General features: G+C 28.4%; 26 protein-coding genes and 7 tRNA genes. 19 read left to right on the top strand and 14 right to left on the bottom strand.

Annotation, left to right across the window (positions count from 1 at the left end):
• Nucleotides 1-9 precede the first annotated feature (9 nt).
• Nucleotides 10-357 (bottom strand): aminoacyl-tRNA hydrolase, encoded by a 348-nt coding sequence (gene pth2 / locus ACPB8Q_RS00285; protein ID WP_423793449.1) that lies wholly within the window; start codon nucleotides 355-357, stop codon nucleotides 10-12.
• A 1-nt stretch (nucleotide 358) separates the two neighbouring features.
• Nucleotides 359-1423 carry a 7,8-didemethyl-8-hydroxy-5-deazariboflavin synthase subunit CofH gene (cofH, locus tag ACPB8Q_RS00280; protein ID WP_423792674.1) on the bottom strand — a complete coding sequence of 355 codons (1065 nt, stop codon included), beginning with the start codon at nucleotides 1421-1423 and terminating at the stop codon, nucleotides 359-361.
• Nucleotides 1424-1539: 116 nt separating this feature from the next.
• Between cofH and lonB the strand changes: the two genes are divergently transcribed.
• The 7 genes from lonB (at nucleotide 1540) to ACPB8Q_RS00245 (ending at nucleotide 8393) form a co-directional block, all read left to right on the top strand.
• Nucleotides 1540-3453 (top strand): ATP-dependent protease Lon, encoded by a 1914-nt coding sequence (gene lonB, locus ACPB8Q_RS00275; protein ID WP_423792673.1) that lies wholly within the window; start codon nucleotides 1540-1542, stop codon nucleotides 3451-3453.
• A gap of 5 nt (nucleotides 3454-3458) precedes the next feature.
• Nucleotides 3459-3740 carry a hypothetical protein gene (locus ACPB8Q_RS00270; RefSeq protein WP_423792672.1) on the top strand — a complete coding sequence of 94 codons (282 nt, stop codon included), beginning with the start codon at nucleotides 3459-3461 and terminating at the stop codon, nucleotides 3738-3740.
• A 5-nt stretch (nucleotides 3741-3745) separates the two neighbouring features.
• A complete protein-coding gene (gene fucA, locus ACPB8Q_RS00265; RefSeq protein WP_423792671.1) occupies nucleotides 3746-4303 on the top strand; it encodes an L-fuculose phosphate aldolase in 558 nt (185 codons plus the stop codon).
• 338 nt (nucleotides 4304-4641) lie between these two features.
• Complete coding sequence (gene dadD, locus ACPB8Q_RS00260; RefSeq protein WP_423792670.1) at nucleotides 4642-5895, top strand: multifunctional 5'-deoxyadenosine/S-adenosyl-L-homocysteine/5'-methylthioadenosine deaminase; 1254 nt, start codon at nucleotides 4642-4644, stop codon at nucleotides 5893-5895.
• A gap of 161 nt (nucleotides 5896-6056) precedes the next feature.
• Complete coding sequence (gene hcp / locus ACPB8Q_RS00255) at nucleotides 6057-7673, top strand: hydroxylamine reductase (RefSeq protein ID WP_423793448.1); 1617 nt, start codon at nucleotides 6057-6059, stop codon at nucleotides 7671-7673.
• Between the two features lie 36 nt (nucleotides 7674-7709).
• Nucleotides 7710-8048 carry a hypothetical protein gene (locus ACPB8Q_RS00250; protein WP_423792669.1) on the top strand — a complete coding sequence of 113 codons (339 nt, stop codon included), beginning with the start codon at nucleotides 7710-7712 and terminating at the stop codon, nucleotides 8046-8048.
• 6 nt (nucleotides 8049-8054) lie between these two features.
• The gene (locus tag ACPB8Q_RS00245; protein WP_423792668.1) at nucleotides 8055-8393 is read left to right on the top strand and encodes a cupin domain-containing protein; all 339 of its coding nucleotides are present in this window, start codon (nucleotides 8055-8057) and stop codon (nucleotides 8391-8393) included.
• A gap of 113 nt (nucleotides 8394-8506) precedes the next feature.
• On the opposite strand, the gene ACPB8Q_RS00240 is transcribed toward ACPB8Q_RS00245, so the two are convergent.
• From ACPB8Q_RS00240 to psmA, 7 genes are all read right to left on the bottom strand, one after another.
• A tRNA-His gene (locus ACPB8Q_RS00240) sits at nucleotides 8507-8578 on the bottom strand.
• 15 nt (nucleotides 8579-8593) lie between these two features.
• Nucleotides 8594-8678, bottom strand: a tRNA-Leu gene (locus ACPB8Q_RS00235).
• Nucleotides 8679-8708: 30 nt separating this feature from the next.
• A tRNA-Glu gene (locus tag ACPB8Q_RS00230) sits at nucleotides 8709-8783 on the bottom strand.
• 8 nt (nucleotides 8784-8791) lie between these two features.
• A tRNA-Ile gene (locus ACPB8Q_RS00225) sits at nucleotides 8792-8866 on the bottom strand.
• Nucleotides 8867-8882: 16 nt separating this feature from the next.
• Nucleotides 8883-8958, bottom strand: a tRNA-Asn gene (locus ACPB8Q_RS00220).
• Between the two features lie 9 nt (nucleotides 8959-8967).
• A tRNA-Phe gene (locus ACPB8Q_RS00215) sits at nucleotides 8968-9044 on the bottom strand.
• 73 nt (nucleotides 9045-9117) lie between these two features.
• Nucleotides 9118-9885: an archaeal proteasome endopeptidase complex subunit alpha gene (psmA, locus tag ACPB8Q_RS00210; RefSeq protein WP_423793447.1), complete on the bottom strand. Its 768-nt coding sequence runs from the start codon at nucleotides 9883-9885 to the stop codon at nucleotides 9118-9120.
• A gap of 85 nt (nucleotides 9886-9970) precedes the next feature.
• On the opposite strand from psmA, the gene coaBC reads away from it, so the two are divergent.
• The 9 genes from coaBC (at nucleotide 9971) to ACPB8Q_RS00165 (ending at nucleotide 16582) form a co-directional block, all read left to right on the top strand.
• Nucleotides 9971-11128 (top strand): bifunctional phosphopantothenoylcysteine decarboxylase/phosphopantothenate--cysteine ligase CoaBC, encoded by a 1158-nt coding sequence (coaBC, locus tag ACPB8Q_RS00205; protein WP_423792667.1) that lies wholly within the window; start codon nucleotides 9971-9973, stop codon nucleotides 11126-11128.
• Nucleotides 11125-11289, top strand: coding sequence for a preprotein translocase subunit Sec61beta (locus ACPB8Q_RS00200; protein WP_423792666.1), 165 nt, complete (start codon nucleotides 11125-11127; stop codon nucleotides 11287-11289). Before coaBC ends, ACPB8Q_RS00200 begins: the two co-directional genes overlap by 4 nt.
• Nucleotides 11290-11314: 25 nt before the next feature.
• Nucleotides 11315-12289 carry a methanogenesis marker 2 protein gene (locus ACPB8Q_RS00195; RefSeq protein WP_423792665.1) on the top strand — a complete coding sequence of 325 codons (975 nt, stop codon included), beginning with the start codon at nucleotides 11315-11317 and terminating at the stop codon, nucleotides 12287-12289.
• Entirely contained in the window at nucleotides 12290-12880 is a 591-nt protein-coding gene (gene pssA, locus ACPB8Q_RS00190) for a CDP-alcohol phosphatidyltransferase family protein (protein ID WP_423792664.1), read from the top strand.
• A gap of 46 nt (nucleotides 12881-12926) precedes the next feature.
• Nucleotides 12927-14048 (top strand): radical SAM protein, encoded by a 1122-nt coding sequence (locus tag ACPB8Q_RS00185; protein ID WP_423792663.1) that lies wholly within the window; start codon nucleotides 12927-12929, stop codon nucleotides 14046-14048.
• Entirely contained in the window at nucleotides 14045-15151 is a 1107-nt protein-coding gene (gene cbiD / locus ACPB8Q_RS00180) for a cobalt-precorrin-5B (C(1))-methyltransferase (protein ID WP_423792662.1), read from the top strand. The genes ACPB8Q_RS00185 and cbiD overlap by 4 nt, the downstream gene beginning before the upstream one ends.
• Nucleotides 15111-15362, top strand: a complete 252-nt coding sequence (locus ACPB8Q_RS00175; protein WP_423792661.1) for a hypothetical protein — start codon at nucleotides 15111-15113, stop codon at nucleotides 15360-15362. The genes cbiD and ACPB8Q_RS00175 overlap by 41 nt, the downstream gene beginning before the upstream one ends.
• Nucleotides 15363-15379: 17 nt before the next feature.
• Complete coding sequence (locus ACPB8Q_RS00170) at nucleotides 15380-16453, top strand: 60S ribosomal export protein NMD3 (RefSeq protein WP_423792660.1); 1074 nt, start codon at nucleotides 15380-15382, stop codon at nucleotides 16451-16453.
• Nucleotides 16454-16510: 57 nt separating this feature from the next.
• Nucleotides 16511-16582 (top strand) — tRNA-Cys (locus ACPB8Q_RS00165).
• A gap of 9 nt (nucleotides 16583-16591) precedes the next feature.
• Here ACPB8Q_RS00165 and ACPB8Q_RS00160 read toward each other — a convergent pair.
• The 3 genes from ACPB8Q_RS00160 to ACPB8Q_RS00150 are packed head-to-tail and all read right to left on the bottom strand — an operon-like array spanning nucleotide 16592 to nucleotide 20243.
• Nucleotides 16592-17572: an RNA-guided pseudouridylation complex pseudouridine synthase subunit Cbf5 gene (locus ACPB8Q_RS00160; RefSeq protein WP_423793446.1), complete on the bottom strand. Its 981-nt coding sequence runs from the start codon at nucleotides 17570-17572 to the stop codon at nucleotides 16592-16594.
• Nucleotides 17545-19203 carry an ATP-binding cassette domain-containing protein gene (locus ACPB8Q_RS00155; RefSeq protein WP_423792659.1) on the bottom strand — a complete coding sequence of 553 codons (1659 nt, stop codon included), beginning with the start codon at nucleotides 19201-19203 and terminating at the stop codon, nucleotides 17545-17547. Before ACPB8Q_RS00155 ends, ACPB8Q_RS00160 begins: the two co-directional genes overlap by 28 nt.
• Before the next feature lie 20 nt (nucleotides 19204-19223).
• Nucleotides 19224-20243 carry a DUF354 domain-containing protein gene (locus ACPB8Q_RS00150; RefSeq protein WP_423792658.1) on the bottom strand — a complete coding sequence of 340 codons (1020 nt, stop codon included), beginning with the start codon at nucleotides 20241-20243 and terminating at the stop codon, nucleotides 19224-19226.
• 182 nt (nucleotides 20244-20425) lie between these two features.
• Here ACPB8Q_RS00150 and ACPB8Q_RS00145 point away from each other — a divergent pair, with 182 nt between their 5' ends.
• The 3 genes from ACPB8Q_RS00145 to ACPB8Q_RS00135 are packed head-to-tail and all read left to right on the top strand — an operon-like array spanning nucleotide 20426 to nucleotide 23477.
• A complete protein-coding gene (locus tag ACPB8Q_RS00145) occupies nucleotides 20426-21358 on the top strand; it encodes a hypothetical protein (RefSeq protein WP_423792657.1) in 933 nt (310 codons plus the stop codon).
• 23 nt (nucleotides 21359-21381) lie between these two features.
• Nucleotides 21382-22482, top strand: a complete 1101-nt coding sequence (locus tag ACPB8Q_RS00140; protein ID WP_423792656.1) for a hypothetical protein — start codon at nucleotides 21382-21384, stop codon at nucleotides 22480-22482.
• 5 nt (nucleotides 22483-22487) lie between these two features.
• Nucleotides 22488-23477 (top strand): hypothetical protein, encoded by a 990-nt coding sequence (locus ACPB8Q_RS00135; protein ID WP_423792655.1) that lies wholly within the window; start codon nucleotides 22488-22490, stop codon nucleotides 23475-23477.
• Here the strand turns inward: ACPB8Q_RS00135 and ACPB8Q_RS00130 are convergent.
• Nucleotides 23474-23635 (bottom strand): RNA-protein complex protein Nop10, encoded by a 162-nt coding sequence (locus ACPB8Q_RS00130; protein ID WP_423792654.1) that lies wholly within the window; start codon nucleotides 23633-23635, stop codon nucleotides 23474-23476. The two genes, ACPB8Q_RS00135 and ACPB8Q_RS00130, sit on opposite strands and share 4 nt — an antisense overlap.
• Nucleotides 23632-24423 (bottom strand): translation initiation factor IF-2 subunit alpha, encoded by a 792-nt coding sequence (locus ACPB8Q_RS00125; RefSeq protein ID WP_423792653.1) that lies wholly within the window; start codon nucleotides 24421-24423, stop codon nucleotides 23632-23634. The genes ACPB8Q_RS00130 and ACPB8Q_RS00125 overlap by 4 nt, the downstream gene beginning before the upstream one ends.
• Between the last annotated feature and the right edge of the window lie 7 nt (nucleotides 24424-24430).

Here is a 24430-nt window from a genome sequence, read left to right as displayed (position 1 = left end):
AATAAAAAACTATAATAACTTTAAATGTCCTGTTACTCTATCAACAATATCATCCTTCTCTAATAAAGCAACTGCTGTTAATGTTCCAGGAGTTAGTTGTGTTTTTCCAGCATCTCTAATTAGTGATGTAGGAATTCCAAGAGATTTAGATTTATTATATATATCTAAAAGTTCCTGTTCTGAATTTACTTTTAAAACTATCTTTTTCTGTCCTTCTCTTAACCATTCTTCTACTTTGTTTGGAATCATTTTTTTGGCAATAATAAAGCATTCAACTGCTGCATGAGCACCTTGAGCCACTAACTTTCCCTTTCCCATACCTAAATCATTCCTTAAAACTATTGCCATTTTCATTATTTCACTCTATAATCTCATAAAGTGTAGTTCTTTGCTTTGGAATTAAATTTATTCTTTTTATCATATTCCTAATTTCCTCAACACTCATATATTCTCTAAACTTTACTCCTGCACTTTTAGAAATATTTTCCTCCATTAATGTTCCCCCAACATCATTAGCCCCACATCTTAAAGCAATTTGAACCATCTTTTTTCCTAATTTAACCCAAGATGCCTGTATATTCTTTAATTTTTCTCTGAATAATATTCTGCTTATAGCATAAATTTTTAAATCTTCTATCCCTGTTGCTCCATCTCTTGCTAAACCCTCTCTGTAAATTGGTGAATTCTCATAAATGAATGATAAAGGCACAAACTCAGTAAAACCTTTGGTTTCTTCCTGGATATCCTTAATAATGAAAAGGTGTTCAACAATATCTTTATAATCTTCAATATGTCCATACATTATGGTAGATGTTGAGGGAATTCCTAATTTATGAGCTTTTTTAATTATAGAAATCCATTCTCTTGTTTTTATTTTATTTGGACATATTATTTCTCTAACATCATCTACTAAAATCTCAGCTGCTGTCCCAGGAATGCTGTCTAATCCACTCTCTTTTAATATTTTGAGAGCCTCCTCAATAGTTAAACCTGAATTTTCAGCTGCAAATTTTATTTCCATAGGAGAAAATGCATGTATATGAATATTTACTTTTTCTTTAATTCTTTTTAAAATTTCAGCCTGAAAGTAAGTATCAATTTTTGGATGTAATCCACTCTGAATACACACTTCTGTACATCCAAATCTTTTAGCTTCAACAGCTTTCTTAACAATCTCATCAATATCTAAAAAATATGCATTTTTATCATTTTCATTGACTCTAAAAGCACAAAACCTACAATTATTTACACAGATATTTGTAAAGTTTATATTTCTATTAACCACATAAGTGACTATATCTCCAACTATCCTCTTTCTTAAAATATCTGCAACTTTAAATAAATCATGAATATCTTCTGTATAGAATAGTTCAAATACCTCTTTCTTTGAAGGTTCTTTTTCTATAAATTTAAATACATCCATAGTCCATGCACCTAAAATATATACCGTAATCTATTTAATCAATATTATGTATATAAATAAAGTTTAGTATTTTTAAAATTAAAATTTCAAAATATAATTATATAGTGTGAGATAGTATGTTTTCTACTAAATTTAAAACAACCTTAGAATTGCCCAAACCATCTCCAAGATTAATAGACCAAGTAATTGGACAAGATGAGGCTGTAAGGATAGTTTTATCAGCCGTAAAAAATAAGAGAAATGTTATTCTTTTAGGAGAGCCAGGAGTAGGTAAATCAATGTTAGTTAAGGCAGTTGGTGAAATTTTACAAGATTTTGGTGAATTTACACCCTATTATGTCATTGCAAAGCCAAATTTAAAAAATATGGAGAGGCCTATTGTTGAAGTTAAAGATGGTGAATATAAAGAAAAAGAAAAAGATATTCCTAAAATTGATATTAAAACACCTAACTCTTTAACATTTATTTTAATAATGATAGCAGCAATTTTTGGAGTTCAGTATTTTATGAGATTTATTCCAACTGAGCATTTATTAGCAACTGTAACAGCTATATCTATGATAGTCTTAATATTTGGATTTGTAATAATTTTAACTACTATCTTAGGAGCTTCAAAAGGAGCTATGTCAAATCAAATAAATCCAGCTGATTTGAAACCTGTTCTTTTATATGAATGTAAAAAAAGACCTCTTGTTAAGGCAAGTGCATACAATGTCACAAGATTGTTAGGGGATATAAAACACTGTCCTCTTGGTGGAAGGCCACCATTAGGAACACCACCCCATAAGAGAATTATATTAGGAGCTGTTCATGAAGCTCATAGAGGAATTTTATATGTAGATGAAATTAAAACTATGCCATTAGAAGTGCAAGATTATATTTTAACAGCTCTTCAAGATAAAAAATTACCAATAAGTGGAAGAAATCCTAACTCTTCTGGGGCAACTGTTGAAACCAATCCTATTCCATGTGATTTCATATTAATAATGTCTGGAAATATGGATGATGTTTATAATTTAAGAGCTCCATTGTTAGATAGAATAGATTATAAAATAGTTTTAAAAGATAAAATGGACAATACATTAGAAAATAGAGATAAAATTTTACAGTTTATAGTCCAAGAAATTGAAAATAATAAATTATGTCCAATGGATTATGAAGCTTGTTGTGAAATTGTAAGAATAGCCCAATATCTTGCAGGTTCAAAAGATAAATTAACTTTAAGATTGAGGTTGTTGGCAAATATTATAAAGATGGCAAATGACTTAGCATTAGGAAAGGAAATTGAGGATATACTAAAAAAGGTAGATGATAAAGATTATAAAGCAGAGAAAAAGAAAGAAGGAGTTATTATTAAAGCTGAACATGTTAGAAAGGTATTTGACTCTGGAATTTATAGTATGGAGAAACAAGTGGCTATTAACTATATCAAAAATATTAAAAGATATAAACATATTGTTCCAAATGATACTCCAAAGGTTGGAGTTATCTATGGATTAGCTGTTTTAGGAGCTGGAGGAATTGGGGATGTAACTAAGATAATAGTTCAAATATTAGACTCCAAAAATCCTGGAACTCATTTATTAAATATCTCAGGAGATATTGCAAAACACTCAATAACATTAGCATCAGCATTATCTAAAAAACTTATTAGTGAAGGAAAATTACCATTCCCTAAAAAGGATATAGATTTAAATAATAAAGAAATATATATTCAATTTAGCCAATCTTACAATAAGATAGATGGAGATTCTGCAACAGCAGCTGTTTGTTTAGCTACAATATCTGCTCTATTAAATATCCCATTAAAGCAAGATTTTGCTATAACAGGAAGTTTAGATTTAAGTGGTAATGTATTAGCAATAGGAGGAGTAAATGAGAAAATAGAGGCGGCTAAGAGATATGGATTTAAAAGAGTAATAATTCCAGAAGCAAATATAATAGATGTTATAGATACAGAAGGAATAGAAATTATTCCTGTTAAAACAATTGATGAGATAATTCCTTTGGTATTTGATATAAAAAGCTGATAATTATGGATGATGATATAAAAGAGCAGATTGAACTTTTAAATAAAAAAATTTTAGAATTGGAGAAAAGAGTTGATATCAAATTAGAAAAATTTGAAGAAGAACTAACTAAAAAAAATGAAGAAATTCTTAAAAAGAATTTAATTGTTATTGCAGCCTCATACATAAAAATTATGGATGATTTTAAAAGGAATCTAAAATTAATTAGATATATCTTAACTTTTTTAGGATTATTTACAATTATTTTGTATATTGCAGTTATTATATTAATATATAAATTGATGTGAAAATTATGTTAAAAGATAGAATAAATGAGTTTATAAAAATATGCCAACTATTATACAATAGAAAGTATGTTGTTGGTAGTGGAGGTAATGTCTCAATAAAGATAGATGATAAAGTATATATTACACCAACTGGCTCAATTTTAGGACTTTTAAAAGAGGAAGATATAGCTATTGTAGATTTAAATGGAAATGTAATAAAAGGAAAACCTTCATCAGAAATAAATATGCACTTAGAAATTTATAGAAATAAAAAAAATATTAATGCAATTATTCACACTCATTCATTAATATCTACATTTCTTTCAATAATCAATAAAGATATAGAACTTTTAACTCCTGAAGGTAAAATTTTCCTAAAAAAGATTGGATATGTTGATTATTATCCTGCTGGAAGCTTAGAATTAGCTAAAGCAGTAAGTAAAAAAGATGAAGAAGTTCTTATACTAAAAAACCATGGAGTTGTGTGCTTAGGTAAAGACTTAAAAGAAGCATATGTAAAAGTTGAAGTTTTGGAAGAATTAGCAAAATTGAACATTTTAAAAGAGATTGTTAGAAAATTATAAAAATTTGTTGTTCTTTGTAATTAATGAGATAATAAATGGAAGATATTTGTAGGAGTTTAGATATAAAATAAGGATGAACACCAAGAGTTTAAATCGTTAGTCTATTAAAACAAGAATGAAAACTAAATATAATATATGGAAACTTTAAAAACGCTTTTTTAAGATGTCTAACTTTTCCTACCAAAAAAGTATATATAGCATAAGATTTTATATTTTAAAACTGCGGATGATGAACGGAGTAGCTGCTGATTTATGATGATTGATGGGCGAACTGACGCACTATTTTTTTATTACTCTTTTTATCAAACAATTTTAATTTATAAATTTGGGGGATATAAATGATAACTATTAAAAATGTTTTTGTAAATGGTAAGAGGCAAGATATTCTTATAGAAGGTAATAAAATATCTAAGATTGGAGATGTTAAGGAGAAGAATGATATTGTTATAGATGGCTCAAATATGATAGCAATCCCAGGACTGATAAATACTCATACTCACATACCAATGACTCTTTTTAGGGGAGTAGCTGATGACTTACCTTTAATGGAGTGGCTAAATAACTACATTTGGCCATTAGAAGCTAAACTAAATGAGAAAATTGTCTATTATGGAACTCTCTTAGGATGTGTAGAGATGATAAAAACAGGAACAACTACCTTTAATGATATGTATTTTTACTTAGAGGGAATAATTAAAGCAGTTGAAGAATGTGGTATAAGAGCTTTTTTAGCTTATGGAATGATTGATTTATTTGATGAAGAAAGAAGAGAAAAAGAGTTAAAAAAAGCAGAATACTATATAAACTATATTAAAAATTTAAAAAATGATAGGATTTATCCTGTTTTAGGTCCTCATGCTCCCTATACTTGCTCAAAAGAGTTATTATTAGAGGTTAATAATTTAGCTAAGAAATACAATGTTCCAATACATATCCATTTAAATGAAACTATTGATGAAATAAATACAATTAAAGAAAAAACAGGAATGGTCCCTATTGAATATTTAAATTCATTTAATTTCTTTGATGAGGTTAGAGTTATAGCTGCCCATTGTGTTCATCTAACTGAGAATGAAATTGACATTATAAAAAACAAAAATATTCATATCTCTCATAATCCAATAAGTAACTTAAAATTAGCTTCTGGAATAGCACCAATTCCAAAACTTTTGAATGAAGGAATAAATATAACATTAGGAACTGATGGATGTGGTAGTAACAACAATCTAAACCTTTTTGAGGAAATAAAGACAACAGCTATTTTACATAAAGGAGTTAATTTAAATCCAACTGTTATAAAAGCTGAGGAGGCTTTTAATTTTGCTACTAAAAATGGAGCTATAGCATTAGGTATAAAAGCAGGAGAAATAAAAGAGGGTAATTTAGCTGATATGGTATTAATTAAGTTAGACAAACCATTTTTATATCCAAAAGAAAATATAAACTCTCACTTAGTATATGCTTTTAATGGATTTGTTGATTATTCTATAATAAATGGGGAAATAGTTTTAGATGATGGAAAATTTGTTAATTTAGATGAAGATGATATCTATGAAAAAGCTGAAAATGCATACTACAACTTAATTAACTAAGTATTACTATTTTTATTATTTTTATTAAAAATTGCATCTTCTCTAGTCAAAATATTGGATAATTATTGTTCTTATTTTAGCTCAATTTTTCTCAAATAACTTTAAATAGTAATAATTAAACAATAATAAATACAAAAGTGATTTTTGGTGAAAAAATGAAGATGTTTTGTTTCCAATGCCAAGAGGCTGCAAGAAATGTAGGTTGTGATACAATAGGTGTTTGTGGTAAAGAGCCAGAAGTTGCAAACCTACAAGATTTATTAATTTATACTATAAAAGGATTATGCTATGTTTGTGAAAAATCCAATTATTTAGATAATAAAGTAATGGACTATATTCCAAAGGCATTATTTGTTACAATAACTAATGTGAATTTTGATAAAGATGATGTTATTAACTATATAAAGAAAGGAATTGAATTAAGAGAGGAAATAATAGAAAAAACTAACTTAAATAAAGAAGAACTCCCAGAATGTGCTAAGTTTATTTGTAAAGATGAAAAAGAAATGTTAGAATTTGCCAAGCCAGAAGTTGTAGGTGTTTTATCTGAAAAAGATGAGGATATAAGAGCTTTAAAAGAACTTATTACTTATGGAATTAAAGGAATTGGAGCATATTTAACACATGCAATGAGATTAAACTACAACAATGAAGAAATACACAAATTTATAATAAGAGCTTTCACAAAATTAGTTGATTCAAAAGATGCTGATGAACTCTTTAATTTGGCATTAGAGACAGGAAAATATGCTGTTGAAACATTAGCTTTATTAGACAAGGCAAATACTGAGACTTATGGACATCCTGAAATAACAGAGGTTAGTTTAGAAGTAGGAAACAATCCAGGAATTTTGATAACTGGGCATGATTTAAAAGATTTAGAAGAACTCTTAGAACAAACTAAGGGAACTGGTGTAGATGTATATACACACTGTGAAATGTTACCAGCTCATTATTATCCATTCTTTAAGAAGTATGAACATTTCAAAGGAAACTATGGAAATGCATGGTGGAAACAAAAAGAAGAGTTTGAAAAGTTTAATGGTCCAATAGTTGTAACTACAAACTGTTTAGTTCCTCCAAAGGATAGCTATAAAGATAGAGTTTATGTAACTAATGAAGTTGGTTATCCAGGATTAAAGAGAATTCCCGAAAAAGATGGTAAAAAAGATTTCTCAGAGGTTATAGAACATGCTAAAAAATGTCCTCCTCCAACACCATTAGAAAGTGGAAAGATTATTGGTGGATTTGCTCACAACCAAGTTTTAGCATTAGCAGATAAGATTATAGAAGCTATAAAAGCTGGAAAAATTAGAAAGTTTGTTGTTGTAGCTGGATGTGATGGAAGACATAGAACAAGAGAGTATTATACAGAGTTTGTTAAAAAACTACCTAAGGATGTTGTTGTCCTAACATGTGGATGTGCTAAGTATAGGTTCATTAAGTTAGATTTAGGAGATATAGATGGAATTCCAAGAGTTTTAGATGCAGGACAATGTAATGACAGCTATTCATTAGCAGTTGTAGCCCTAAAACTCAAAGAAGTTTTAGGTTTAGAAGATATAAATGACTTACCAATAGCTTATAATATATCTTGGTATGAACAAAAGGCAGTTGCAGTCCTCTTAGCTCTACTATACTTAGGAGTTAAAAATATTGTATTAGGTCCAACATTACCAGCATTCTTATCAGAAAATATAATAAAGGTTTTAGTTGAGAAGTTTGGAATCTCACAAATATCAACAGTTGATGAAGATATTAAAAGATTAGTTGGATAACTTTCTAATTTTATTTTTATTTTTAGATGTGATATCATGATAGAAGAAAATCTAAATAAAATAATTAAATATAAGATTGAATTACTGATAATTACTAAATTTAAATCTTTGGAAGAATATGATAATAAACTTTTGAAAGATTTGACAAAAAAACAAGATGAACATTTAAATAAATTATATCAAAAATCATTAATATACAATATTCCAATTAACTTAGATAAAATAGATATTGTAAATAAGGATATAGTTGAGTTGTTAAAAAGTATTATTTCTATTGAAAAAGAAACAATAAAAAAATGTAACAACTTTGGATTAAGACAGAGTATTATACATTGCTTAGCTGATGATGAGACATTTTTATATTATTTGAGGTGATAAAAAATGAAGACATACAAATTCACATTAAATGCTGACAAGAAATTAGTAGAGAAGTTAGTTAATACTGATGATGTTATAATAAACCATATTGTTCTACCAAAAGGAGAAAAAGTTCCATGCCATTATTCAAATTCAAGAGTTCATCTGATAATAATAAGAGGAACAATGACACTAACATTAGAAGATGAAACTAACAAGTTTGAAGCTGGAACTATTGTATATGTTCCATTTAACACAAAGATGATTATTGAAAATAAGGATGATGAAATTTTAGAGTTTTTTGTAATTAAAGCACCACATCCAAAAAAATTAGGAGCTCCAGAAGAAGCAATTAAATGTTAATTATTTATTTATAACAAAAAAATAAATTTTTGTTATTTTTATTTATATGTATAAATATATGGATTATTTGGTTATTTTTAATAACTACTTTTTTTGTATTTGCTAAAAATAAGGGCCGGGACCGGGAATTGAACCCGGGTCAGGGGATCCACAGTCCCCCAGGATGGCCACTACCCCACCCCGGCCACAAAAAATAATAGTGCAGGGGCGGGGATTTGAACCCCGGAACCCCTTCGGGACCGGGTCCTAGGCCCGGCGCCTTTGGCCAGGCTTGGCGACCCCTGCAATTGAAATAAATAAAAACTAAATATATAGTGCTCCGGCCGGGATTTGAACCCGGGTCGCGGGCTCGAAAGGCCCGCATGATTGGCCGGGCTACACCACCGGAGCAAAAAAAGTGGGCCCGAAGGGATTTGAACCCTTGACCACTCGGTTATGAGCCGAGCGCTCTGACCAGGCTGAGCTACGGGCCCACATAAAAAATAAAATTGGCGCCCCCAGCAGGACTCGAACCTGCGACCTACGGATTAACAGTCCGTCGCTCTACCAACTGAGCTATGGGGGCACATAAAGATGGTGCCGCGGGGGTGATTTGAACACCCGACAACGGGATCTTCAGTCCCGCGTTCTCCCAGGCTGAACTACCGCGGCTCACAAATTGCATAAATAGGAATAGTAAAAGAAGTATATAAACTTTTCTATTTCTTTAATTTATATATATTGATTATTCTTCACTTTTTTCATTTTTAGCTTTTTTCTCTTCCTCTAATTCTTTTTTAGATTCTTCAACTAATTTTATAATTTCTTCTAAATTCACTCTTTTAAAGGTCTGAGTTTCTGTATCAATAGTACAAGCATCTATATTCTCTGGATTTATCTCTTCATTAGCTTTAACTAATGCTTTAATAGCTAATTTCAAACCATCTTTTATAGTTAGGTTATCATCATACTCTTTCTCTAACAACTCCATAACAATAGGTCTTCCACTACCAATAGCTGTTGCTTTATATTCAATTAAAGCACCACTTGGGTCTGTTTCAAACAATCTTGATTTGTTTTTATCTAAACCAGCTATTAATAAGGAGACACCAAAGGGTCTAACTCCTCCATGTTGTGTATAAGCTTGTTTAATATCACAGATTTTTTTAGCCAACAACTCTATTGGTATCTCATCCCCATAAGTTAATCTATAAATTTGTGCTTCTAATCTTGCTCTATCAATAAGAACTCTTGCATCAGCAACTAATCCAGAAGTTGCAGCTGCAACATGGTCATCAATTTGGAATATTTTCTCTATTGATTCAATTTTAACTAATCTACTACTTACTCTCCTATCCACAGCCAATATCACTCCATCTCTACATGTTACTCCAACAGCTGTTGTACCTCTTCTTACTGCTTCTCTTGCATATTCAACTTGATATAATCTCCCCTCTGGACTAAATACTGTTATAGCCCTATCATAAGCTGATGGTGGAACCATTTGCATTATAATCACCTTCTTTTTAAATTAAGATAATTTTAAATCATATTTATAAGTTTTTATTTTAGTATTAAAAATTGAGTGTGATTTAAATATGTTAGATGTAAAAAGTTGTTATTTGAAAGATAAAAAAATTGTTGTTGCTGTATCATCCTCTATATCAGCTATTGAAAGTATAAAGCTAATGAGAGAATTAAAGAGACATGGTGCATATATCTACTGTATAGCTACAAAAGAAGCTTTAAATATTGTAGGTGAGAAGGCTTTAAAATTTGCATCTGATGAATTTTATGTAGATATAGAAAAGGCAGAACATGTTTATCTATATGAAAATGCTGATTTATTGGTTATTTATCCTGCAACAGCCAATACAATATCCAAAATAAATCTTAAAATAGCAGATAATATTTTAACTACAACTGCATTAATGTTCTTGAATTATAAGCCAACAATTATAGTTCCTGCTATGCATATAAATATGCTTAAAAATATTGAGACTCATTTAAATGAGCTAAAAAAGAATGAAAACCTTTATATTATAAAACCTAAAATAGAAGAAGGAAAAGCTAAGATAGCAGATTATAAAGAAGTTGTAAAGAAGTGTATAGATGTTATTGGAGTTAAACCTAAAAAAAGTGTCTTAGTTATAAATGGTGCAACAGCAGAGTTTATTGACAATGTTAGGATTATAACAAATCTATCCTCTGGAAAGTTTGGAAAAGCTATTGCAGAAGAGTTTAGTAAGGAGTTTTATGTTGAAGTTGTTCAAGGTTTAGGAGATTATCCTTATTACTTAAAGGTTCATAAAGTTTTAACTGTTAATGAGATGTTAAATAAATCTTTGGAGTTGGCTAAGGACTTTGATGCTATTATTGTTCCAGCAGCTATCTCTGATTTTATTCCTGAGAAAATGGAAGGAAAAATATCATCAGATAAAGATAATATTATATTAAAACTTAAAAGAGCTCCAAAAGTATTAGAAGAATTAAGAAAGAAATATAAAAATAAAATAATAGTTGGATTTAAAGCTGAATACAATATTAGTAAAGATGAGCTAATAAGAAGAGCAAAAGAAAGACTTAAAAAATATAAGTTAAATATGATAGTAGCTAATGATTTAAGTAAATATTATTTTGGTTCAGATGTTGTAGAATGTTATCTAATAACAAATAATGACATTATTAAAGTTTGTGGTAGTAAAAAAGAGGTTGCAAAAGAAATAGTTGAGAAGGTTAAGGAGATGATACCATGAGTAAAAAAAGGGAAGAAGTAGGATTAGCTACAAGTGCAGGTTTAATTAGATATATGGATGAAAGTATATCAAAAGTTAAAATAAAGCCTGAGCATGTAATAAGTGCAACTGTTGGCTTTATAATTATTGAAGTTATTTTAAACTATTTTAGATTGTTCTAATTTTTTATGGTTTGGGGATGAGGGTATGAATCTAAAAGATATTGTTAGAGAAATAAAAACCTTTGAAGGATTGACAAGAAAATATGCAATTAAAGATATAATTAAAAAGTTTGATTTTGATTTTGAAGATTATGAATTTGACATAATTGTTGATTATGGAGATGATGCAGCTGCAATTGGGATTGATGATAAAACAGCTATATTATTAGCTGCTGATGGTATATGGGGAAAGTTGTTAGAGGCAGATGCATGGTGGGCAGGATATTGTTCTGTTTTAGTTAATTGTATGGACATAGCTGCAATGGGTGGAAGATGTTTAGGAATGACCAACATAATTAGCATTAAAGACAAAGATATATGTAAGAAAGTTTTAGATGGAGTAAAAGATGGAATAAAAAAATTTGGAGTTCCTATGGTTGGAGGGCATACTCATCCAGATGCCCAATGTAATGTGTTAGATGTTGCTATAACAGGAATAGCTAAGAGAAACTATCTGTTAAGAAGTGATTCTGCTAAGGTTGGAGATAAAATTGTTTTTGCCTATGATTTAGATGGAAGAATTTATAAATCTTTTTTATTAAATTGGGACACCACTACAATGAAACCTAAAAAGTTAATAAAAGCTCAATTAAATGCAATGGTTGATATAGCTGAAAATAAGTTGGCAAATTCTTGCAAAGATATTAGTAATCCTGGGGCTATTGGAACATTGGGAATGTTGTTAGAGGTTTCAAAAAAAGGAGGAATAGTTGATATAACTAAGATTCCTAAACCAGAGGATATAGATTTAGTTCATTGGCTAAAAGTATATCCAGGTAGTGGATTTGTATTTACAACAAAAGAAGAGAACATTAAAGAACTAAAAAATATCTTAGAGGATGTAAATATAACTGCTGAGGTGTGTGGAGAAGTAAAAAAAGAAAGAAAATTATATATTACAAATGGTAATGAGAAAGAGTTAGTATTTGACTTTGAAAAAGAACATATTTGTGGATGTTGAATGTTTAGCATAAAAAAGTTAATAACAATATCTGACTATATAACAATGTTAAACACTATATGTGGATTTCTCTCTATAATATATATGATTCCAAATTTAATTTATTTAGCTATTATCTTTGATGCATTAGATGGATATATTGCAAGAAAAACAAATACTGTCTCTGAGTTAGGTAAAGAGTTAGATAGTTTATCAGATATTGTAAGCTTTGGTGTAGCTCCAGCATATTTGTTGTATAATGACAACAACATTCTACTTATTGGATGTATTATATTTTTATTATGTGGGATGTTAAGATTAGCAAGATTTAACATAATAAAAACAGAAGGATTTATAGGATTACCTATCCCAGCAGCAGCTTTAATTTTAATTAGCACACAATATTTTATTAAGAATACCTATTTTTTATTGTTTTTATCAATTTTTTTAGGACTCTTAATGATTTCAGATATTAGGTATCCTAAATCAAAAAATAAGGTAGTTATGGTTATAACATTTATAGCCTTAATTTTAGGAGTTTTTAATATTCCTTATTTAGCTCTAATTTTAGGATATGTGTATCTATTTTTAGGAATATATAAATTAAATTAATTTTATATTTAAATATTTAAATTTTTTATTTTAAAGGTGGAAAATTATGAAAGTTGAAGATATTGAGAAATATTTAGAAGAAAACTATACCAAATTAGCTGAAGGTTGTAAGAGATGTATAAGAGGAGAAAAGTTAGTTTTATTTATAACTGGTTTATGTGAAAGTTCTTGCTACTATTGTCCTCTTTCAGAAAAAAGAAGAAAAAAAGATGTTATATATGCCAATGAAAGATTAATTACTTCTGTTGATGAAGCTATAGAAGAGGCTAAGCTTTGTAGCTCCACAGGAGTTGGAATTACAGGAGGTAATCCATTATTAAAAGTTGATAGAACATTAAAATATTTAAAGGCACTTAAAAATGAGTTTGATGATTTTCATTCTCATCTATATACAACTGAAAATTTAAAAGAAGATGATGTAAAGAAACTTAAAGATTATTTAGATGAGTTAAGAATTCATCCAACAAAATATTTTAATAAAAAAGTTGATGAAAAATATTTAGATAATTTAGTTAAAAAAATTGAAATAGCTAAAAAATATGTAGATAGTGTAGGAGTTGAAATTCCCTCTATCCCAGGAATGGAGAAAGAGATTTTAAAATTAGCTAAAAAAATAGATGGTGTAGCTGATTTCTTAAATATGAATGAATTAGAATTTTCAGACACTAACTATAATGAACTAATTAAAAGAGGATTTTATCCAAAGGATGATGTAAGTAATGCAATAAAAGGTAGTGAAGAAACAGCTTTCTATGTTATAAATAATTTTGATGGAGATATGTTTATTCATTTTTGTCCATCTGTTCTAAAAGATGCTATACAGATGAAAAATAGGCTAATTAGAAGAGCTGAAAATATAGCAAAAAACTATGAAATTATAACTGATGAAGGTCTCTTACTAAGAGGAGAGATGATTTTTGATAATATTGATGATTTAGAAGAAATTAAAGAGATTTTGGAAGAGTATGAGATTGATTATGAAATAGATAATAATAAAATTTATTTGAATCCATTTATTTTAGAGGACATTATTGAGGAGATGAAAAAACAAAGATTTCCAATAAAATTCTCTGCTTATATAACTGAAAGATATCCTACATCTGATGGTTTAGAGGTTGAAAGAATTCCATTAATAACAAAAAAATTGAGATTTAGGAGAAGAAGATGATTTATGATTTTAGAAAAGAAAAAACTTATGGATATACAACAGGCTCAGCAGCTGCTGCTGGAGCTTATGCAGCTTTATATTTTTTAAAATTTAATAAAAAATTGGAATATGTTAAGATAGAGAATAATAAAGGAGATATTCTAATTATTCCTATAGAAAAAATAGAGAAAATTGATAAGAATATAGCAAAGGCAACAGTTAAAAAATTTGCTGGAAAAGATATTGATATAACTAATGGCATTGATATTATTGTTGAAGTTGAACTAAAAAAAGGTAAAAGAGAAGTTATTATTAGAGGGGGTAGTGGAGTAGGAACTGTAACAAAGGAAGGTTTGCAGGTTCCTGTAGGTGAAAAAGCTATAAATCCAAAACCAAAGAAGATGATAATAAGGAATCTTTTAACTCTTTTAGATAATGATGAAAAAGTTATAGTTACTATTTCAATACCAAAAGGAGAAGAGTTGGCAAAGAAAACATTAAATCCTAAGTTAGGTATTGTTGGAGGTTTGTCTATACTTGGAACAACTGGAATAGTTAAACCAATGTCCAATGAAGCATATAAAAAATCATTAGTTCCTCAAATAGATATTGCTTTAAAAAAAGGTTATAAATCCTTAATTTTCACACCTGGGAATATTGGAGAGAGGTATGCAAAAAAACTTTTTAATGTAGATGAAGATAGAATTATTCAAGTTTCTAATTTTTGGGATTTCATGTTAGATAAAGCAGAAGAGAAATGTGTAAAAGAAATTTTAATTTTTGGACATGCTGGAAAAATTGTGAAATTAGCTGGGGGGATATATAATACTCACTCTAAAATAGCTGATGCAAGGAATGAGATTTTAACAGCTTATTCATCATTATTTTTAGATAAAGATGATTTAAAAAAGATACTGTATGCAAATACAACAGAAGAGATAATAAAAATTTTAAAGGGAAGAAATAGATTAGAAGATATTTTTAACATAATAGCTAAAAGAGTTGTTGAGAGAGCTGAGGATAGATGGAATATAAAATTTAGCTGTATAATTATTGATATGAAAGGAAATATATTGGGTAAGTATGTTAGAGACAGTTTTAAAAGCTTTGGATATATACAATAAATATCATTCTCCTGAGAGTAAAGCAGAGTTATTAAAAATTGAAGATAATAAAATATATATTAAGTTTGAAGGAATTTTTTGCAAAAGTTGTGGAGTATATGATTGGATTGAAGATTTTAAATATATTTTAGAAGAGTTTAATATAAAAACTGAGTTAGAAATTATAGAAAAAGATAATTATTTTATTGGAATTTTCAAAATAATAGAATAAATTTAGAAGTGATAGTTATGAGAGGAATATGTTATAGATGTGGAGCTGAAGATGAACTAATTGATGGATTATGCCAAGTATGTTATGCTCAACTACATCCATTAATAGAAATTGATGAAAGAATAGATATAGAAGTTTGTCATATGTGTGGTTCATATAAAAGAAAAACATGGCAAACTCCAAAAAGTGAAGATGCTTATGAAATTTTAGAAGAAATAGCATATTATGCTGTTAAAGATAATTTAAAAAAGAAATGTGTAAATGTTGAAGTTGAAATATATCCAAAAATTACACAACTTCCAGGAGGTAAGAGAAGTAAGTTAATTATTCCTGTCCATATAGTTGCAAGAGGAAAACTACCAGGAGAAAAAGAAGAAAGAACTTATGAGAAAGATGTAGAAGTACATTTAAATATGGTTCAGTGTCCAAGATGTTCAAGATTTATGTCTAACTATTATGAAGCTACTCTCCAAGTTAGAGCAATGAATAGATATTTAACAGAAGAAGAAAGAGAGGAGTTAGATAAGTTTGTTAGAGAAGAACTCTACCATAGATTAAAAAAGGACAGAATGGCATTTATATCTAAATTTATCCCTCAAAAAGAGGGTTTAGATTATCAACTTGGCTCTGTTGGAGCTGCAAGGTATATTGCTCAAAAGATAAAAGAGAAATATGGAGGTAATATAAAAGAGACAGCTACATTAGTAGGAGTTGATAGTGAAGGTAATGACTTGTATAGAGTAACTGTCTCTATAAAAATCCCTGAGTGTAGAGTTGGTGATATTGTAAGATATAAAGATAAGTATTATGTAGTTACATCTTTAACTGAAAAAAATCTATATATTAAAGATTTAGATAAAGGAGAAAAATTAGGATTGTCTTGGCATATAGTAAATAAAGATGTAAAATTAGAAAGAAAAAGAGAAGATTTAGATGAAGGAATTGTTATCTCAACTAAACCAAATTTAATGGTTATGGATGAGCAAAACTATGAAGTTTATGAATTTGAGAGTAATGATGAATTTAAAGAGGGTGATAAAGTTAAGCTCTTTAAAAAAGATGATAAAATTAGATTGGTAGATAAAAATTAATTAAATAGTAAAATTTATATACCTCTTCTATATTTTACATAATAATGCTGTTTTAGTGCCGGGGTAGTCTAGGGGCTAGGCAGCGGACTGCAGATCCGCTTTACGTGGGTTCAAATCCCACCCCCGGCTCTATTTTTATTATTTCTTCTTTTTCCACATTTTTGGGTATAAATCTCTTTCCATAATAACTCTTTCTACATCCACAGCTACTCCTTTATCACTTTCTAACATCTCTTTACTACTCATTAAAGCTTTTCCTAATGCTATTGCCTCTCCTTTTAATGTTTCAACAACAACCAAATCATTTTTATTTATATCTTCTGATAGTTTTGATATACCTCTAACAAACACATCAGCACCATAACAAATAGCATTAACAGCAGAATCTTTAACAACAACTTTTTTTAGGTGTTTAAGTCCTTCTTCTAATGGTTTTATAACTTTTCTCAACTCTTCCTCATCATTATCCTCTTTCCAAAAGATATATGCATCTAATAAATCTTGTAGATAGACAGCATCTTTCTCAGAAAAACAGCCACTTTTAGTTCTTCTTAGCTCTTGCATATGTGCAGAAGTTCCTAAAGCCTCTCCTAAATCTTCACATAACTTTCTAATATAAGTTCCAGATTGACATTTAACTTTAAATAAAACGTCTTTTCCTTCTTTTTCTAACAAATCTAAATTGTGTATTTTTCTAACTCTTAACCTTTTTTTTACAGCAGATTTTAGTGGTGGCCTTTGATAAATTTTTCCAGTAAATTCCTTAAAAATATTTAGAATATTATCTTCTGATGTATCTCTATGGAGATGCATAACACAAACATATTCTTTTGGAGGAATATGCCAAGTTTGTATTGTTTTTGTAGCATTTTCTATGGCTATTGGTAAAACACCTGTAACATTAGGGTCTAATGTTCCACCATGTCCAGTCTTTGAGACATTTAATATCTTCCTTACCCAAGTTGTTACTTCATGGGATGTTGGCCCTTTTGGTTTATCTATAACAACAACCCCATATTTTATATGTTTATCAATTGGTCTCTTATCTGGATAATAGCCATAGTTAGGATTTGTTTCAGCTTCTTCTCTTATTAGCAATTTATCCCCTCTTTTAAAAATTTAGCTTCACTTTTCTTTATAAATTCTTCACAAATTTTCTCTGGCTCTCCAGAGATAACTTTATTATCCTCTAAAAGGATAGCTCTATCACTTATCTCTTTAATAAAATCAAGATGATGAGATACTAAAACAATAGTTGTGCCAAATTTTTCATTTATCTTTTTTAGATAGTTAGATACATCTCTCAAGGTTATAGGGTCTAAGTCACCAAATGGCTCATCTAAAAATAATATCTTTGGCTTAGTTATTAGTTGTAGAGCAATAGCAACTCTAACTTTTTCTCCTCCAGAGAGTTCAGAAATTTTCTTCTTTAAAATCTCTTCACTTAAATCTAATGCCTCTAAAATTTCTTTTGGATTGAAGTTTTCAACTATTGGTGGAAAAAGTTGATAGATAATATCTTCACTCAAACCAAGTTTTTGGAGTTTCATTTCTCTTTCACTTTCAGGTAAATCAATTAATTGATATATTGCATCTACAACTTTCTCATTTAAATTTAATTCCTTAGCTTTCTGTTTTGCATGAGCTAATGCCTTCTCTCCCTTTAACCCCAATCTATATTTTAAGAGATTTTCAACTGTCTGATAGTAAGGTAAAGAAAATTCTTGATGTAGAATTCCAATTCTTTTCCTTAAATTTATTCTTTCCCATCCAAATTTAGATAAATCTACTCCATCAACTATAACTCTTCCCTTATCTGGCAACTCTAAACCAGCTAAGATTCTCAAAAGGACAGTTTTACCTACACCACTTGGACCAATAATAGAAACTATTTCTCCCTCTTTTATATTAAATGAGATATCTCTTAAATTTAAAGTTTCTCCACCTCTAACAACAAAGTATCTTTTATATAGATTTTCTACTTTGATAATATCTCTATCTTTGATGTTTTTCTTTCTATTATAAGGTGGTTTCATATCTTTTAAAAACTCTTCTAAAACCTTATCAGGTTTATCTATCATCTTAACTTTTCCTTCCTCTAATAAAAGTACTCTATCACATAAATACTTATGAATTTCTGGGAGATGTGAGGTTAATATAACAGTTATTCCTAATTTTTTATTGATGTTTTTTATAGCATCTAACAGTTTTTGCTTACTTGCAGGACATGCCATAGTTGCTGGCTCATCTAATAATAAAATTCCATCCTTTTTAAGATAGAGTTTAGCAATTTGCCTTGCTAAAATCAACCTTTGTTTTTCTCCACCAGATAGTATATTAGCAAAAGCATCTTTTTTATGCTCTAAACCAACCAACTTTAAAATTTCTAAGGCATCTTTTTCATAATCTTTATACTCCTCTTCCAATGGAAGAGATTCATCACAGTTGTTTTTTATAGCATATAATTTTCTTATAACATTGTTGATAACTGAATCAGCCCATAATGCAAAATTTCTTTGTAAATGTATAGCTGTTATCTCCCTAAAATTATCTTTTCTTCCTAAAATCTCTACTTCTCCCTCATCATAATCTAATGAACCTCTTAAAATTTTAATTAATGTGGATTTACCAGCACCACTTCTTCCAACTATTCCAAATATCTCTCCTTTTTTAACAGAAAATGATACTTTATCTAATGCTTTCCTATCCCCATACTTTTTTGTTAAATTTTTAACTTTTACAGCTTCCATATATCAATCCCTTTTAAAATTTATAAATATTCTAAAATCTTTTTTAATATTTTATTTGTGGGGTCTTCAAATTTAGCTATTTTTTTTCTTTTTCCTAAATTTTCTTCAAAATAGTTTAAAATCACATCTAATTTAGTTGTGTGAATCATTCTATTATTTTTAATTAAAAACTTATCTACTCCTAAAAGTTCCTGAGGATAGCAAGATATAGTAGGAACTCCTAAAATAGCACTTTCTCTGTTCATTGTGCCTCCTGCTCCAATCATAAAAGAAGATTTATTTAAAAGAGAGATAGCATCAACTGTTTTATCTGGAATTATAGTTCCTAACTTTTTATATATGTATTTTTGTTCTTCATTTCTTGGAAAAACAACTATATCAATGTTATCATATTTCCTTTTAATTTCTTTTATTATCTTTGGGATGATATCTTCATGTCCATTACAATATGATGAGTTAGGACAAGGTCTCATAACAACAACATAATCATTTTTAATATTTAATTTTTCTAAAATATTGTCATCTAATGGATAGTATCCTTTTAACCTTGCATTTATATGTGAGATTTCACAAGTCCCATCAAAATTTATAAAAGATGTTGCACCACATTCAGAAAGTAATTTTTCATCAGTATATTTTGGTTTTATAATATTATCAACTAATGGAAGAGTTAGCTTATTTTGAGCTTTTGCATATTCATTATCAACAATAAAAACAGTAGGAATATTTAATCCAAAAGCTACTCTCGGTAGTTCAACAGAATGTTTTGCAACAGCAACATCAATTTTTAAGTTTGATATTAATTCACCTAAACCAATAACTCTCTCAGCATAAAAAATTAGTTTCTCTTTTAAAGTTTTTCCATGTTTTCCTATACAAGTCCCAATAAAATTATATATATCTAACAATTCTTTTATATAATTTGATTCTCTAAATGTTATTATATACTCCAAATTTCTCTTTTCCAACTCTTTAATTAACTGACAAAAAAAATGAACATGTGGAGAGTTAGTTATATCAATCCATATTATTCTAACCACCTTATAATTAATTATTGAGTAATATAAATAAATTATATTTGCTATATAAATCTATAATTATACATTTAGATGTTTATATATGTAAAGTAATAGTAAATTTTATATATGATAATTGGTATATAGAAATCTGAAGCCCAAATTTTGTGGGCTTCAATATTAATAAATGCTAAATGGGTGATTTAATGTCAAGTATCAGTAAGATATTTTTAGCTTTGGTAGTATCTATAGTTTTATTTTCAGGAGTTTATGCACAACAAAATGGTAATGTTACTGGAAAGATTAATGTATCCAACATAGCTCCTAATGTAACCTTAGAGATATTAGATAGTAATGGCAATCCAACAACAGAGTTATATCCAACCAATACCTATACTGTAAAATTAACATTCACAGATTTAAATAGTTTAAAAGATTTGGATAAATTAGTTGTAGTATTTGAATCTAACTCATCACAAACAAATACACCAGATTCCAGTAAATACATATATTTTGTCTATAATTTCTCAACAAAAACTTTAGAAGCTTATTTGGGGGACAATAGCACATGGAATGTTGTTGTAAGTAAAGAAGATTACATTTATAGCTATGGACACTCTACAGGTTCAATTGAATTTAATGTTACAGTAGGTAAAGTAGCAATGGAAGGACCTTGGACAGTTAAAGCTTATGTATATGACAACGAAGGGCTTTCTGGAGAAGATAGCAAAAATATTATTATGGAGTGGTATGGTGAAATATCTCCAAATGTAAAAGAATTAATTTGGAATGATATGAAACCAGATACTAATGAATCATCAGATAAGAACTTATCAGTAACTGCAATATCAAATGGTAACTATACCTTACAAATAAAAACTGATGAAAATTGGACAAACCAATATGGAGAAATAATCTCAGCTGTTAATAGTATAGATGACTTAGGACCACAAACTTTCTACTTAGAAATAGCAGGTAAGCCAATTACATACAATATATATAACACTTGGATATCTGAAAATGGTCCTACAAGTGAATTTGGAGAAATATTTAGTAGTCCAGTTATGCTATACTTAGGAGGAGCTCCAATTAGAGGAACATATACAGGAGAAATATACGTAATGATTTCACCACAATAATTAGAATAATTAAGGTGATTTCTTTGAAAAAAACTTTTTTTATTTTTTTTGTTATTTCTATTTTTATTTGTTGTATTTATGGTGAAGGTATAGGTATAACAGGAAATATCTTAAGTTCATCTTTTGAGATTCCTGCTGGTGGAGATGTGTCTGGTGGATATATTAGATTTTATAATCCATCAGATAGCCCAATAAATATCCACATGGAATACTACATAAAACCTGAAACTAACAAAATACATGTTCTATTTTCTGAAAATAATTTTACATTAAAACCAAAAGAAGGAAAAAGTGTATATATTACTATAAAAGTAGATAATGATTGTGTTCCAGGCAAATATATCGTTCAGATTGTTGGAGAAGCATATAAAACTACAGAAAATCGTAAAGGAACTATTATTTTACCAGCTGCAGGAACTAATATTAAAGTAAATGTACTTGGAGAGTATTCCTATGTAAGTATATATACTAAAGATAAAAATGGGAATAATGTAGCTTGTAAAATATTACTATATAATAAAGATAATCAATTAATTGCTACAAATGATACTGGAATACTAAAAAAGAAAGTAGTTCCTGGAGAATACCTTACTAAAGCTATTTTGTTAGGAAATATTCTCAATGAAACAAAATTTACAGTAAAACCTTATGAAAATAAAACTGTTATTTTAATTGTTAATACTGTAAGCATACCAATATTTAAAGTAGTCCCAATAAATAGTAGTAGAAGTATCAAATATTTCTATATATATTCATTAATTGATAACATGTATAAACCTCTTGATAATGTTAAATTAGTACTAAATGTATATAAAAATAAGAAATTAATTGATAAAATTGATATTGCAAATATATACCAGCTACCAATTGGTAAGTATGAATACAAATATAACTATATCCCAAATAACTTCTCAAATGGTATCTACTCTTTTCAATTAGAACTCTATTCAAAAGATAGATTATATACTTCAACTCCAAAAATTGATGTTAATTATGGAACAATTAATGAAAACAGTAATAAAAATGAAACATCCTTTAATGTATTCAGCAACATTACTAAAATTATTGAAAGTGTGTTTAAAGGAATTTTAGAAATAATCAAAGAATTATTTAATCTAAGGTGATAAAAATGGAAATATATAAAATATTTTTAATAAACGTATTGTTCTTTTTGCTATTAACTAATTATGCATCTAATATTAACAATATCAGTGGAAAAATTAATATTATAAATCTTCCTCCAGAAAATATAAGTATAAAATTATTAGATAGCTCTGGAAATAGTGTGTCAGCATTATCCCCTACAAATACATATACTCTTGAGATTTCAGTATCTGATTTAAATGGACTTAAAGATATTAAAAATATAACCGTAGATTTTTATTATTTATCTATTTATTATTATCCTACATATACTGTATGGGTAAATAGTAGTATATCCAGCTCAGAGCATATAAGATTTATATATATTCCTAAAAATGATACAATAATAAAATATTTTGGAGATAATAATGACATTGCAAAATGGAACGTCTCATTAATACAAAAGCCTGATTATAATAAAATTACCGGTACTTGGAAATTTAATTTTACAATTGGTAGTATTGCAGCATCTACAGGTGGTTTTCCTGGTTCTGTATCAATGTGGAAATTTAATGTAACTGTTTCAGATGAAAATACAACTGTTATTTACGAAGACCCTAATAATTATACTATGAATTCATATGTGGGAATAATTCTGAATTGTTCATATATTAACTATGGAAATGTAAAGCTAAATAATTCATCAGAAAATAACTTGTCTATAACTACTATATATAATACTGTATCTTGGAATGTAGAGCTAAAAACAGACAGTTATTGGAGTAATGGGTTATATAATATATCTGTAGTTAATGTTCCTCCAGGAACAAATGAAATGGCAATATTGGCTGAAAACTTAAATAATAAAAATTGGATTTATTTAACAAATAATTATAATGTTGTATATAGTTATTATAATCCCTCTGATTCTAATAGGTATATGACTTTAAATATCCCAACAAAAGTAGTATTAGGGACTAATATTTTACCAGGAATATATGAAGGTAAAATATATATTGCAATAATAGATACCTAAAAACTTTTTTTAGCTTTTTTTAACATTCTTCTGTATTTTCCCCATCTATCTTCTAAGGAAAATTTTGGTGGCTTAACAATAGATGTTTTTTCTCCACATTTTGGACAAATATCTTTTAAAGTGTAAGTTCCACAGCTAAAACATTTTTTCATTTTCATTTTTCTTCTCCTCTGTAATAGCTACCTTCTCCTCCCAACTTTTTAATTTCTTTTAAAGCTCTTTCACATACTTTTTTAAATACCTCTTCACCACTCTTATAATCAGGAGCAATAACTTCAACTCTATACTTTGGAGCTCCTATATATGATATATTTACTTCAACATCTTCATAAGGATTAGCTTTTAATGCATTTGTTAATGCCTTTTTAATTCTTTTTATTCCATCTGTTTCAAAGCATGTCATCTCTATAACTCCTTCTACTTCAACATTACTCAATTCAATACTTTCATTTGCTACCTCATATAATACATCTTTCCATTCTTCAGGAATCTCTAACTCATCTAAAACTTCTTTACCTTCAATAACCATTGTTTCAAATGCATTATACAACTCTCCAAATTCATCCTCCAATAAATAACCAACCTCTTCCCAAGCTTCTTCTAAACTTTTTCCTAATTTTTCAGCAGCTCTCTCTAACATCTTATTAGCTCTTTGGAATCTCTTCCACTCTAATACTTTTTCTCTTCTTTGTTGGTCAGTTACTCTCTTCAATGATAAATCTATGTGTCCCTTTTGTTTATTAACTCTTAAAACTTTTGCTACTACTCTTTGCCCAACTTTTACATGGTCTCTAATATTTTTAACCCATCCAGAAGTAACTTCTGATATATGAATCATTCCTTCTTTTCCTGGATACTCTAATAATTCAACAAATGCACCATAAGGTTTAACCTCTTTAACTGTTCCAATAACTATATCTCCCTCTTCTGGAAAGTCTCTCCTCATTGTTTCA

The sequence above is a fragment of the Methanocaldococcus indicus genome (assembly GCF_049554935.1).
Lineage (GTDB): Archaea > AGJL01 > Methanococci > Methanococcales > Methanocaldococcaceae > Methanocaldococcus > Methanocaldococcus indicus.
This window is presented reverse-complemented; position numbering and strand designations above follow the sequence as displayed.